The 12,323-nt window shown below is 69.3% G+C and carries 11 protein-coding genes and 2 tRNA genes; 3 read left to right on the top strand and 10 right to left on the bottom strand.

The window, feature by feature from the left end; genetic code table 11:
• Positions 1-175: 175 nt before the first annotated feature.
• The gene (locus PV721_RS00230; protein ID WP_319720672.1) at positions 176-2,797 is read right to left on the bottom strand and encodes a valine--tRNA ligase; all 2,622 of its coding nucleotides are present in this window, start codon (positions 2,795-2,797) and stop codon (positions 176-178) included.
• A 139-nt stretch (positions 2,798-2,936) separates the two neighbouring features.
• Here PV721_RS00230 and PV721_RS00225 point away from each other — a divergent pair, with 139 nt between their 5' ends.
• The gene (locus PV721_RS00225) at positions 2,937-3,881 is read left to right on the top strand and encodes a hypothetical protein (RefSeq protein WP_319720671.1); all 945 of its coding nucleotides are present in this window, start codon (positions 2,937-2,939) and stop codon (positions 3,879-3,881) included.
• Between the two features lie 43 nt (positions 3,882-3,924).
• Here the strand turns inward: PV721_RS00225 and PV721_RS00220 are convergent, their stop codons facing one another.
• The 6 genes from PV721_RS00220 to PV721_RS00195 all read right to left on the bottom strand — a co-directional run bounded on the left by PV721_RS00220 (position 3,925) and on the right by PV721_RS00195 (position 9,088).
• Positions 3,925-4,200: a hypothetical protein gene (locus tag PV721_RS00220; protein WP_319720670.1), complete on the bottom strand. Its 276-nt coding sequence runs from the start codon at positions 4,198-4,200 to the stop codon at positions 3,925-3,927.
• A 177-nt stretch (positions 4,201-4,377) separates the two neighbouring features.
• Positions 4,378-5,664: an ATP-dependent Clp protease ATP-binding subunit ClpX gene (gene clpX, locus PV721_RS00215; protein WP_301371147.1), complete on the bottom strand. Its 1,287-nt coding sequence runs from the start codon at positions 5,662-5,664 to the stop codon at positions 4,378-4,380.
• A gap of 153 nt (positions 5,665-5,817) precedes the next feature.
• Entirely contained in the window at positions 5,818-6,483 is a 666-nt protein-coding gene (locus PV721_RS00210; protein WP_150257432.1) for an ATP-dependent Clp protease proteolytic subunit, read from the bottom strand.
• Between the two features lie 54 nt (positions 6,484-6,537).
• The gene (locus PV721_RS00205; protein ID WP_030649990.1) at positions 6,538-7,155 is read right to left on the bottom strand and encodes an ATP-dependent Clp protease proteolytic subunit; all 618 of its coding nucleotides are present in this window, start codon (positions 7,153-7,155) and stop codon (positions 6,538-6,540) included.
• A gap of 276 nt (positions 7,156-7,431) precedes the next feature.
• Positions 7,432-8,826: a trigger factor gene (gene tig / locus PV721_RS00200; protein WP_319720668.1), complete on the bottom strand. Its 1,395-nt coding sequence runs from the start codon at positions 8,824-8,826 to the stop codon at positions 7,432-7,434.
• A 185-nt stretch (positions 8,827-9,011) separates the two neighbouring features.
• Positions 9,012-9,088, bottom strand: a tRNA-Pro gene (locus PV721_RS00195).
• A gap of 167 nt (positions 9,089-9,255) precedes the next feature.
• On the opposite strand from PV721_RS00195, the gene PV721_RS00190 reads away from it, so the two are divergent.
• Together PV721_RS00190 and PV721_RS00185 are read left to right on the top strand one after the other, a co-directional pair.
• Positions 9,256-9,326, top strand: a tRNA-Gly gene (locus PV721_RS00190).
• A 121-nt stretch (positions 9,327-9,447) separates the two neighbouring features.
• Entirely contained in the window at positions 9,448-9,957 is a 510-nt protein-coding gene (locus PV721_RS00185; RefSeq protein ID WP_319720667.1) for a hypothetical protein, read from the top strand.
• A gap of 36 nt (positions 9,958-9,993) precedes the next feature.
• Here PV721_RS00185 and PV721_RS00180 read toward each other — a convergent pair whose 3' ends face one another.
• From PV721_RS00180 to PV721_RS00170, 3 genes are all read right to left on the bottom strand, one after another.
• Positions 9,994-10,188 carry a membrane protein gene (locus tag PV721_RS00180; protein ID WP_030008564.1) on the bottom strand — a complete coding sequence of 65 codons (195 nt, stop codon included), beginning with the start codon at positions 10,186-10,188 and terminating at the stop codon, positions 9,994-9,996.
• Positions 10,189-10,364: 176 nt separating this feature from the next.
• A complete protein-coding gene (locus PV721_RS00175) occupies positions 10,365-10,820 on the bottom strand; it encodes an HD domain-containing protein (protein ID WP_319720666.1) in 456 nt (151 codons plus the stop codon).
• Positions 10,817-12,205, bottom strand: coding sequence for a pyridoxal phosphate-dependent decarboxylase family protein (locus PV721_RS00170; RefSeq protein ID WP_319720665.1), 1,389 nt, complete (start codon positions 12,203-12,205; stop codon positions 10,817-10,819). The genes PV721_RS00175 and PV721_RS00170 overlap by 4 nt, the downstream gene beginning before the upstream one ends.
• Positions 12,206-12,323: the final 118 nt, after the last annotated feature.

The raw sequence follows: 12,323 nt of genomic DNA, 5'->3' as shown, positions 1-12,323 counted from the left end.
TAGGGCACTTCGGACAGGCTGGAGGTCCCGGCATCCCTCGTCGCGCAGCACCTGGCGGAGTTCGGCACCCGCCTCCTGTGAGACCGTCCCCCGCACGGGGAACGCATGAGGCGAAGGCCCCCGCACCGACCGACGGTGCGGGGGCCTTCGCCTTCTTGCCTTCGCCTACGGACCGCTAGGCGGCGGGCAGCGCGTCCAGCTGGGCCTGGAGCCGCGCGATGTCCGCCTCGGCCTTGGCGAGCCGGCCCTTGATCTTGTCCACGACGTTGTCGGGGGCCTTGGCGATGAACGCCTCGTTCCCGAGCTTCGCCTCGGCCTGCTGCTTCTCCTTCTCCGCGGCCGCGAGGTCCTTGGAGAGGCGCTTGCGCTCGGCGGCCACGTCGATCGTGCCCGACAGGTCGAGCGCGACCGTGGCGCCGGCGACCGGCAGGGTCGCGGTGGCGCTGAAGTCATCGCCCTCGGGCTGCAGGCGCAGCAGCTGGCGGATGGCGCCCTCGTGGGCGGCCAGCGCCGTACCGGTCAGGTCCAGGCGGGCCGGGACCTTCTGGCCGTCCTGCAGGCCCTGCTCCTTGCGGAACCGGCGGACCTCGGTGACGACGGCCTTGACGAGTTCGATCTCGGCCTCGGCCGCCTCGTCGCGGAAGCCGCTGTCGTTCGGCCAGTCGGCGATCACCAGGGACTCACGGCCGGTGAGGGTGGTCCACAGCGTCTCGGTGACGAACGGGACCACCGGGTGCAGCAGCCGCAGCATGACGTCGAGGACCTCGCCGAGGACCCGGCCGGAGACCTGGGCCTGCTCGCCGCCCGCGAAGAACGTCGTCTTCGACAGCTCGACGTACCAGCTGAAGACCTCGTCCCACGCGAAGTGGTACAGGGAGTCCGACAGCTTCGAGAACTGGTAGTCCTCGTAGAAGGCGTCGACCTCGGCCACGGTCTTGTTGAGCTGCGACAGGATCCAGCGGTCGGTCGCCGACATCTGCTCGGGGGCCGGCAGCTCGCCCTCGATGGTGGCGCCGTTCATCAGCGCGAAGCGGGTGGCGTTCCAGATCTTGTTGGCGAAGTTCCGGGAGGCCTGGACCCAGTCCTCGCCGATCGGGACGTCGACGCCCGGGTTCGCGCCGCGGGCCAGCGTGAAGCGGACCGCGTCGGAGCCGTAGGTGTCCATCCAGTCCAGCGGGTTGACCGCGTTGCCGAAGGACTTCGACATCTTCTTGCCGAACTGGTCGCGGACCATGCCGTGCAGGGCGATGGTGTGGAACGGCGGGACGCCGTCCATCGCGTACAGGCCGAACATCATCATCCGGGCGACCCAGAAGAAGAGGATGTCGTAGCCGGTGACCAGGACGGAGTTCGGGTAGAACTTCGCGAGGCTCTCGGTCTGCTGCGGCCAGCCGAGGGTGGAGAAGGGCCACAGGCCGGAGGAGAACCAGGTGTCGAGGACGTCGGTGTCCTGGTGCCAGCCCTCGCCCGTCGGCGGCTGCTCGTCCGGTCCGACGCAGACGACCTCGCCGTTCGGGCCGTACCAGACGGGGATGCGGTGGCCCCACCACAGCTGGCGCGAGATGCACCAGTCGTGGAGGTTGTCGACCCAGTCGAAGTACCGCTTCTCCATCTCCTGCGGGTGGATCTTGACCTTGCCGTCGCGGACCGCGTCACCGGCGGCCTTGGCGAGCGGACCGACCTTGACCCACCACTGCATGGACAGGCGCGGCTCGATGGTGGTCTTGCAGCGCGAGCAGTGGCCGACGGAGTGGGTGTACGGACGCTTCTCGGCGACGATCCGGCCCTCGGCGCGCAGCGCGGCGACGATGGCGGAGCGGGCCTCCAGGCGGTCCAGTCCCTGGAAGGGGCCGTGCGCCGTGATGATGGCGTGCTCGTCCATGACGGCGAGGTTCGGCAGGTTGTGGCGCTGGCCGATCTCGAAGTCGTTCGGGTCGTGCGCCGGGGTCACCTTGACGGCGCCGGTGCCGAACTCCGGGTCGACGTGCTCGTCCGCGACGACCGGGATGCGGCGGCCGGTCAGCGGCAGCTCGATCTCGGTGCCGACGAGGTGCTTGTAGCGCTCGTCCTCCGGGTGGACGGCGACGGCGGTGTCGCCGAGCATCGTCTCGGCGCGGGTGGTCGCGACGACGATGGACGCGTCGCCCTCGCCGTAGCGGATCGAGACGAGCTCGCCCTCGTCGTCCTGGTACTCGACCTCGATGTCGGAGATCGCGGTGAGGCACCGCGGGCACCAGTTGATGATGCGCTCGGCGCGGTAGATCAGCTCGTCGTCGTAGAGCTTCTTGAAGATGGTCTGGACGGCCTCGGAGAGGCCCTCGTCCATCGTGAAGCGCTCGCGCGACCAGTCGACACCGTCACCGAGGCGGCGCATCTGGCCGGAGATCTGCCCGCCGGACTCGCCCTTCCACTGCCAGACGCGCTCGACGAACGCCTCGCGGCCCAGGTCGTGGCGGGACTTGCCCTCCTTGGCGAGCTCGCGCTCGACGACGTTCTGGGTGGCGATGCCGGCGTGGTCCATGCCGGGCTGCCACAGCGTCTCGAAGCCCTGCATGCGCTTGCGGCGGGTCAGCGCGTCGATCAGCGTGTGCTCGAAGGCGTGGCCCAGGTGGAGCGAGCCCGTGACGTTCGGCGGCGGGATGACGATGGTGTACGCCGGCTTCTCGCTCTTCGCGTCGGCCTCGAAGTACCCACGCTCTACCCAGCGCTCGTAGAGCTTCCCCTCTACCTCGGCCGGCGCGTACTGGGTCGGCAGTTCGGAGTTGGGGCTGCTGGGTGTCTGCGTGTTCTCGGTCACGGAGCACAGTTTAGGGCCGTAACAGTCCAGTCATGAAACCGGTAATGAGGGGGCCCGCCGCCCCGGGCGCCACCGGCTTCCGCCAGGATGTGTGGAACGGATAAGCAGACAGAGAAGCAACCTCATTGGGGGACGCGGGATGAGCTACAACCAGCCAGGGCCCTACGGGCAGCAGCCTCAGCAGCCGGGACCGTACGGGCAGCAGCCCCAGCAGCCCGGTCCGTACGGGCAGCAGCCCCCGCCGCCGGGTCCGTACGGCCAGCCCGCCCCCCAGCCCGGTTACGGCTACCCGCAGCAGCCGGGCGTCCCGCCGCAGGGCTACCCGCAGCAGCAGCCGACGCCGGCGTACGGCTACCCGCAGCAGGCCCCGTACGGCGGCCAGCCGCCGAAGAAGTCCAAGGCCGGCGTGATCATCGGCGTGGTCGTGGCGGTCGCGGTCGTCGCGGGCGCCGGCTGGTACTTCACGCAGGGCGACGGCGCGGGCAGCGCCATCGCGGCCGACACCAAGGGCTACAAGCTGGCCTACCCCGCCTCGGTCGACAGCTACCAGAAGGCTCCGGACGCCTCCGGCGCTCCCTCTGCGGACGCCCCCGTCACCGGTGAGGGGAAGGCCAGGGCCGAGGCACTCGGCGTGAAGAACCCGCACAATGCGACCGTCAAGTACCAGATCGGCAAGGACGGCAAGGGCAAGCAGCTCGCAGCCAACGGTCTGTGGGGCGATATCTCGGACCCGGAGAAGGCCATCGACGGCTACTACGCCGGCATCGGCCACAACAACAATGAGACCGAGAAGTTCGGCTTCAAGTACGAACTGGTCGGCTCCCCCAAGGAGTTCACCCCGGCCGGTTTCAAGGGCGCCGTGATGAAGTGCGCCAACATCAAGATGATCAGTACCAAGCCGGGCGCCAGCACGGGGCCCAAGGACGTCGAGGTCCCCTCCTGCGCCTGGAGCGACCACTCGACGCTGGTCGGCATCAACGCCGTCGATCCGGCCGCAGCCGTGCTCGGCGGGAGCAGCGGCACTCTTGACGAGGTGGCCGCGCTGACTGCGAAGCTGTACAACACCAGCCGCACCAAGGCCTGATACGGCAAGGGCCCAGCACGCGCTGGGCCCTTGGGCCATAACGTCAGTCACGCGCCGCCTGGTAGCACGCCTCACGAGCGTCGTCGTACTTCACACCCAGCTGGATCATCCGGGCGAAACAGCCCTGCTCGCCGATGAAACCCCCCTCGCCGAGATCGCAAGCGCCGATGACACCGGATCCCACGTTGTAGCCCAGGTTCCGCATGTAGTTCTGGCAGTCCCCGGACGTGGCCTGCGCGGGCGACGCAGCGAGCAGAGGAAGCGCACCTGCCATCGCCGCCGCGGCCGCCATCCCGATGATCCGTCGCGCCTTGCTCATGTACCTACTCCTTGCGGTTCGTTTCCTACCGACCGGTAGTCAACTCGCCGAAGAGCACGGGCTCAACGAATGATCGAACTTACGACCGACTTTCGTATTTTCTTGGCTGATATCACACGCCAGGAGGGCCGATCCCAGTCGACTGGGATCGGCCCTCCTGTGTAATGCCTGGTGCCGCTACGCCGACTTCTCGTGCGGGCCCTGGTCCTTCGGGACGATCCTCGGGACCAGCGTCGGGTTGACGTTGGAGCGGACCACGTCCGAGGTGATGACCACGCGGGCGACGTCCTTGCGGGACGGGACCTCGTACATCACCGACATGAGGACCTCTTCCATGATGGCGCGCAGGCCGCGCGCGCCCGTCTGGCGGAGGATGGCCTGGTCGGCGATGGCCTCGAGGGCCTCGCGCTCGAAGTCCAGCTCGACACCGTCGAGTTCGAACAGCCGCTGATACTGCTTCACCAGGGCGTTGCGCGGCTCGATCAGGATCTGGAGCAGGGCCTCGCGGTCCAGGTTGTGGACGGAGGTCAGCACGGGGAGGCGGCCGATGAACTCGGGGATCATCCCGAACTTCACCAGGTCCTCCGGCATGACCTCCTGGAACTGGTCGCTGGCCTCGATCTCGCGCTTCGAGCGGATCGTCGCCCCGAAGCCGATGCCCTTGGCGCCCGCACGCGACTCGATGATCTTCTCGAGGCCGGCGAAGGCGCCGCCCACGATGAAGAGCACGTTCGTCGTGTCGATCTGGATGAACTCCTGGTGCGGGTGCTTCCGGCCGCCCTGCGGCGGGACGGAGGCGGTCGTGCCTTCCAGGATCTTCAGGAGCGCCTGCTGGACGCCCTCGCCCGAGACGTCGCGCGTGATCGACGGGTTCTCGCTCTTGCGGGCCACCTTGTCGATCTCGTCGATGTAGATGATCCCGGTCTCGGCTTTCTTGACGTCGTAGTCGGCGGCCTGGATCAGCTTCAGCAGGATGTTCTCGACGTCCTCGCCGACGTACCCGGCCTCCGTCAGCGCCGTCGCGTCGGCGATGGCGAACGGGACGTTCAGCATGCGGGCGAGGGTCTGCGCGAGCAGCGTCTTGCCGGAGCCCGTGGGACCCAGCAGCAGGATGTTGGACTTCGCGAGCTCGATCGCGTCGTCCCGGCCCTGCGCGCCGCCGTTCTCGCCGGCCTGGACGCGCTTGTAGTGGTTGTAGACCGCTACCGAGAGGGCCTTCTTCGCCGGCTCCTGGCCGACGACGTAGCTCTCCAGGAACTCGTAGATCTCACGGGGCTTGGGGAGTTCCTCCCACCGGACCTCGGAGGTCTCCGCGAGCTCCTCTTCGATGATCTCGTTGCAGAGGTCGATGCACTCGTCGCAGATGTACACACCGGGTCCTGCGATGAGCTTCTTCACCTGCTTCTGGCTCTTTCCGCAGAACGAGCACTTGAGCAGGTCGCCGCCGTCACCGATGCGTGCCACGAGGTGCTTCCCCTTCGCCTGGGAGACGCCTGGTTCAGCGCTCCTGGTGCCTCATATCCGACGGTACCTTGCCGGGGGCCCCGTGCGGGGCCCCCTTGACGTGGTTCACATCGCCGAATCCGGCGGCGGTTCCACGCCAACTGACAGCAAGGATCAGTGGGAGTTCTTGCGGGTCGAGACGATCTGGTCGATCAGGCCGTACGCGAGCGCGTCCTCGGCCGTGAGGATCTTGTCGCGCTCGATGTCGTCGCGGATCTTCTCGATCGGCGTCGTGGAGTGCTTGGCCAGCATGGTCTCCAGCTGGTCGCGCATGCGCAGGATCTCGTTGGCCGCGATCTCAAGGTCCGAGAGCTGCTCACGGCCGGTGCCGCCGGACGGCTGGTGGATCAGCACGCGGGCGTTCGGGAGGGCCATGCGCTTGCCGGGGGTGCCGGCGGCGAGCAGGACCGCGGCGGCGGACGCCGCCTGGCCCATGCAGACCGTCTGGATGTCCGGCTTCACGAACTGCATCGTGTCGTAGATCGCCGTCAGCGCGGTGAAGGAGCCGCCGGGGCTGTTGATGTAGATCGAGATGTCGCGGTCCGGGTCCATCGACTCCAGGCACAGCAGCTGGGCCATGACGTCGTTGGCGGAGGCGTCGTCGATCTGCACGCCGAGGAAGATCACGCGCTCCTCGAAGAGCTTCGCGTACGGGTCGTACTCGCGCACGCCCTGCGAGGTGCGTTCGACGAAGCGCGGGATGACGTAGCGGTTGTCCACCTGCGGGCCGGTGTAGAGGCCGCTCGCGGAGAAGTTGTTCTGCATCTGGGTGTTCACCATCCTGGTGGCGTTCTGCGGGCTGTCGGCTGCTGTGTACTGACGGGGGTGCCGGGATCAGGCCCCGGTGCCGCCGCCGCCCGGAACGTTGGACGCGGCCGAGATGATCTCGTCGATGAGGCCGTACTCCTTGGCCTCCTCCGAGGTGAACCAGCGGTCGCGGTCACCGTCGCGGATGATCGCCTCGACGGTCTGGCCCGAGTGGAACGCGGTGATCTCGGCCATCCGCTGCTTGGTGCGCAGCAGGTACTGGGCCTGGATCTTGATGTCCGACGCGGTGCCACCGATGCCGGCGGAGCCCTGGTGCATCAGGATGTCGGTGTTCGGCAGGGCGAAGCGCTTGCCCTTGGCGCCACCGGTGAGCAGGAACTGCCCCATCGAGGCCGCCATGCCCATGCCGATGGTCACGACGTCGTTGGGGATGTACTGCATGGTGTCGTAGACGGCCATGCCGGCCGTCACCGAGCCACCGGGGCTGTTGATGTAGAGGTAGATGTCCTTCTCCGGCTCGGCGGCCAGGAGCAGGAGCTGCGCGGTGATCTTGTTGGCGATGTCGTCGTCGACCTGCTGGCCGAGGAAGATGATGCGCTCGCCGAGCAGCCGGTTGTAGACATGGTCGCCGAGGCCGCCACCGATGGACGGCTCACCCGCGGCGTAAGGCTTCAGATTCGTCACGTATCCACCTGCTCGTCTCCGACGGCCATGTGCCGTCTCAGCGTCTCGTTCTGGGGCGCGGTCCGGCCGGGGCGGACGAGTCCGCCGGCGCCCGGGTACTCACGTGCCCTCGTATTCATGGACCCTAACGCGCAGGTCGGACAACGCCATCCCGCTTCCCGAACTGTTCGCTCGGAGCGCAAGCTCCCGGGGCCTTTCGGGCACCGTGCCGAAGGGCCCGGACGCGGCTGCGTCCGGGCCCTTCGGGGCACTGCTCGGTGGGCTTCGCCCGGGGTGTTACTTGGCCTCGTCGGCCTTGACCTCGTCGTCACCGTCGACGGCGGCCTCGACGGCCTCGGCGGCCTGCTCGACCTCGTCCTCGTCGTCGGACAGGTCCACGACGTCACCGTTGGTGTCGACGACCTTGGCGGCCTCGACGACGACCGCGAGGGCCTTGCCGCGGGCGACCTCGCCGACCAGCATCGGAACCTGGCCACCCTCGACGACCGCCTGGGCGAACTGGTCGGGGGACATGCCGGAGGACTGGGCACGGCGCATGAGGTGCTCGGTGAGCTCCTCCTGGTTGACGCCCAGCTTCTCCTTGTTGACCAGCGCGTCGAGGACGAACTGGGTCTTGATGCCCTTGATCGCCTGCTCGGAGGTCTCGGCGTCGAACTCCTCGACCGTCTTGCCCTGGAACTCCAGGTACTTCTCGATGGTCAGACCCATCTGGCCGAGCTGGTGGTGCTCCAGGTTGTGCTTGCGGGTCTGGACCTCGTCCGCGAGGAGCTTCTCGGGGATCGGGACCTCGACGAGCTCCAGCAGCTTCTCCAGGACGCGCTCCTGGGCCTGCGTGGCCTGGTCGTACTGCTTCATGTTCTCGAGGCGCTTGCGGCTGTCCGCCTTGAGGTCCTCGAGGGTGTCGAACTCGCTCGCCATCTGCGCGAACTCGTCGTCCAGCTCCGGGAGCTCCTTGGCGGAGACCTTGGTGACCTTGACGGTGACCTCGGCGTCCTTGCCCTCGGCGGAGCCGCCCTTCAGCTGGGAGGTGAAGGTGGCCTCGCCACCGGCCTCCAGGCCGGTGACGGCCTCGTCGATGCCCTCGAGGAGCTCGCCCGAGCCGATGGTGTACGAGACGTCGGAGGCGACGCCGTCGGGCAGCACCTCGCCGTCGACCTTGGCCTCCAGGTCGATGGTGACGACGTCACCCTCGGCGGCGGCGCGCTCGACGTCCTTGGTGGAGCCGAAGCGGCCGCGCAGCTGCTCGACCGACTTCTCGACGTCCTCGTCGGAGACCTCGACGGCGTCGACCTCGACCTCGATGCCGGAGTAGTCCGGGATCTCGATCTCGGGACGGACGTCGACCTCGGCGGTGAAGGCCAGCAGTTCGCCGTCCTTCAGCTCCGTGATGTCCACCTCGGGCTGGCCCAGCGGGTTCAGGTCGGCCTCGTTGACGGCCTCGGTGTAGAACTTCGGGAGGGCGTCGTTGACGGCCTCCTCCAGCACCGCACCGCGGCCGAAGCGCTGGTCGATGACGCGGGCCGGGATCTTGCCCTTGCGGAAGCCCTTCACCGTGACCTGCTGGTTGATCTTCTTGTACGCCGCGTCGAGGCTGTCCTTGAGCTCCTCGAAGGGCACCTCAACAGTGAGCCGAACCCGAGTCGGGTTCAGGGTCTCCACGGCGCTCTTCACGGTTCGGTCTCCTTGTGGCTGACTTCTGGGGGATCTGCCGTCTCGCTGCGATTCAGCGGTTCAGCGGACTTCGGCCCGGTACATCAGACACACGGGCACGCAGCTTGCATAGTAGCCGCAAGCGGCAATCAGCCCACAACGCGATCTTGCGGTCGCCCTCGAAAGATCCGAGGGGACACTGATGGTGGTCGGGGTGGCCGGATTCGAACCGACGACCTTCCGCTCCCAAAGCGGACGCGCTACCAAGCTGCGCCACACCCCGTCGGTGCGACACGTAGGGTACATGCCCGGAGACCCTCTGATGTGCGGGGTTTCCCGATACGTTTCGGGCCGGTCCCGGGCGTGGGCGCGAGATGTGGTGTGCGCTCCGCCTCTACGACCCGCTAGGATGCTGTCCGTGCCGCGGTCCTCGACTACGGCGCGCGCGTTGCGGGTGTAGCTCAATGGTAGAGCACTAGTCTTCCAAACTAGCTACGCGGGTTCGATTCCCGTCACCCGCTCTGAAGACGGAAGGGCCAGGTCAGAGGATGTTTCCTCGATCTGGCCCTCCGTCGTTCCCGGGGCCTGCAGGCCGCGAACCCAGAGGTGGGAGAACGTGGGCAAGACGAGGAGCGGGGCCGCGTGGGCGGCTGCCGCGGGGGTCGCTGTGCTGGCGGGCGTCCTCGCCGTCGGCGGGGCCGTCCTGGCTCCGCCGAGGAGGGCTACGCGGACGGCTGGATCCGCGAACCTGCGGGCGCGAAGGTCCCGGCTCGCGGCGGGGGCGACCCCTCGCGCGGCACGGTCGCGGCCGAACTCGCGGCCGCCGCCACCGCGGCCGGGCTCACCCCGGGTGCCGCGTCCCCCGCCGAGGAGGGGGAGCTCGCCGACTGCATCGCGGACTGGACGGGCGACGGCCCCGCCGACGACGGCCGGCTCGCGGCCCTCGAAACCGCCCTGGAGGAACGCGGCTGGCAGGTCACGGCCCGCCAGGGCGGGCCCGCTCCGACGGTGGCCCTGACCAGCGGTTCCTGGCGGCTGCAGTTCACCAACGGCGGGCTCCTCGACACCCTTTCCCTGGTGGCCACCCGCTCCGGCCGAACCTGCGACGAGGCCTTCCGCCGCGCCAAGGCGACCCGGGGCCCGCTGGGCTGACCCCACGCCGCCCGCACCTCGGGCGGCCGGGGCCGTTCAGAGCTTGATGTTCGCGATCATCGTCGCGAGGGAGTTGAGGAAACGGTTCACGTCGTCCGCGATGGAGCTGGACGCCAGGAAGAAACCGAAGAGGGCCGCGACGATGGCGGGACCTGTCTTGATGTGGTTGCCGCGGATCAGCACCACCAGGATGACCGCCAACAGAACCACCACTGACAGCGAAATGGCCACTACTGATCACACCTTCGGTCGTCCCCTGGTCGGCCCGGGGCGCACGGCCAGGCACACCCCCATATGGACCATCCTCCCACCAACGGGCCCCGGCTATCCGTCCCGTGACGAATCGCCCGGGTTCCGTTTCCTCCAACCACATGTGCGCCGGGCATGTTTCGGGCGCGGCGCCCGGGTCATGGAGCGGTGAGGCCCAGCAGGGAACGGACATACGCATACTTCGCGGACAGCCGCTCGCGCGTGGGGCCGTCCAGTACGGAAAGGCGTACGGGGTCGGCGTTGTGCGCGAGGTCGGCCTCCTTGACGAGGAGGGCGCCGGGGGTGCCGAGGATGCGGGCCGTGTACTGCTCGACCGGTTCGCCGGGGCGCTTGGTGACCGCGAGGACGATGTCCTTCACCGACTGGGGCAGGGCGGCGGAATCCAGCCAGGTGAGGCTGAGGGCCTCGTCCTCGATGGAGTCGTGGAGCCAGGCCGCCGCCTGCTGTTCGGGGGTGCCGCCGCGCAGGCGGACCCCTTCTGCGACGGCCGCGAGGTGCTCGGCGTAGGGCCGGCCGGCTTTGTCGGTCTGGCCTTCGTGCGCGGTGCGCGCGAGGGCCTCCACCTCGATGAGGGTCAGGGGGCTGTCCGTCATGCGATCTCCCTTGCCGCTGCGCCGAGGGCTTCCGCGGCCCGGCGTGCATCCGCTTCCGTCGTACGCCAGTTGGAGAACGCGGCGCGCAGGCCCGCGGTTCCCCCGTACACGGTAGGAGTGACGAAGACCTCGGCGCCCGCCGCCTCGCGCAGGGCGGTCAGCCGGGCCGCGGTGGGGGCCTCGGCGAGGGTGAAGCAGACGACGTTGAGGCGGACCGGGGCGAGGAGGGTGAAGGCGGGGTCCGCCTCCAGTGCGGCGCCCAGCGCGCGGGCGCAGGCGATGTCGCGTTCGACGATCTCCCGGTGACCCTCGCGGCCGTACGCGCGGAGCGTGAACCAGGCGGCCAGCGCGCGCAGCCGGTGGGAGTTCTCCGGGGTGAGGTGGACGAGGTCGGGGTGGTCACCGAGGGGGCCGAGGTAGGCGGCGGAGTTCTGGAAGACGCGGGCCTGCAGATCGCGCCGGCGGCTGAACTGGACGGCGCTGTCGTAGGGGACGTTGAGCCACTTGTGCAGGTCGACGCAGACGGAGTCGGAGGCGTCGAGTCCGGCGGCGAGGTGGGCGTGGTCCGGGGAGAGGGCGGCGAAGGCGCCGAAGGCGGCGTCGGTGTGCAGCCAGAAGTCGTGCCGGTCGCGGAGGGCGTTGACGGCCGGGAGGTCGTCGAAGTCGACGGTGTTGACGGTGCCCGCGTTGGCGACGACGACGGCCGGGCCGGGCGTGTCGGCCAGCGCGCGGTCCAGGGCGGCCGGGTCCACGGCCTCGCGACCGGGCAGGGTCGGGACCGTGACGAGGGAGCTCCGGCCCAGGCCGAGGACTGAGAGGGCCTTGCCGATCGAGGAGTGCGGGGCGCCGGACAGTACGCGGACCGTGCCCAGGGCGGCGACGCCGTCCTCGGCCGGCGAGACGCCGAGGCGTTCGCCGAGCCATTCGCGGGCGATGGCGAGGCCGGTGGTGTTGGACATGGTGGCGCCGGAGACGAAGGTGCCGGTGTGGGCGGCGGAGAGGCCGAAGAGGTCGCGGAGCCATCCGGTGGTCTCGCGTTCGAGGTCCTGGCCGGCGCCGTCGAGGGCGGAGTTGGAGTTCTGGTCGTGGGCGGCGGTGAGCCAGTCCCCGGCGAGGGCGGCGGGAGTGGCTCCGCCGGTGACGAAGCCGAGGTAGCGGGGGCCGGCGGAGGCCGACAGCCGCGGCTCCCAGCGCTCGCGGAAGGCGGCGAGGGCGGCGTCCGCGCCGGTGCCGTGCTCCGGGAGCGGCTCGGGGTCGAGGGGCTTGCCTGCGGGCGGTACGACGGGCCGCTCGTCCAGGGACGCGAGGGTGTCGGCGGCGGCGCGGCGGGTGGCGTCGAGGAGGTCGGGAAGCCGGGCGAGGTCGGCGGCGAGCGTGCGGTCCATGGGGGCACGGTAGGCGGGCCACGCCCTGCCGGGGCGGGCCAATCCGCGCGGATTGGCCCACGTGTCGCCGCCGGGCCGGCCGAACGCGGGGAACTGCCCGCCTGCCGTGACCTGGCGG

This window comes from Streptomyces sp. MB09-01, from assembly GCF_033794505.1.
Lineage (GTDB): Bacteria > Actinomycetota > Actinomycetes > Streptomycetales > Streptomycetaceae > Streptomyces.
The sequence above is the reverse complement of the archived record's forward strand: the minus strand, read 5'-3'. Positions and strand labels throughout refer to the sequence as shown.

Excerpts from the sequence above, each read along its gene's own strand:
- PV721_RS00210 (WP_150257432.1), bottom strand. The coding sequence starts at position 6,483 with ATGGTGAACACCCAGATGCAGAACAACTTCTCCGCGAGCGGCCTCTAC.
- PV721_RS00170 (WP_319720665.1), bottom strand. The coding sequence starts at position 12,205 with ATGGACCGCACGCTCGCCGCCGACCTCGCCCGGCTTCCCGACCTCCTC.
- PV721_RS00220 (WP_319720670.1), bottom strand. The coding sequence starts at position 4,200 with ATGAGCAAGGCGCGACGGATCATCGGGATGGCGGCCGCGGCGGCGATG.
- PV721_RS00225 (WP_319720671.1), top strand. The coding sequence starts at position 2,937 with ATGAGCTACAACCAGCCAGGGCCCTACGGGCAGCAGCCTCAGCAGCCG.
- PV721_RS00175 (WP_319720666.1), bottom strand. The coding sequence starts at position 10,820 with ATGACGGACAGCCCCCTGACCCTCATCGAGGTGGAGGCCCTCGCGCGC.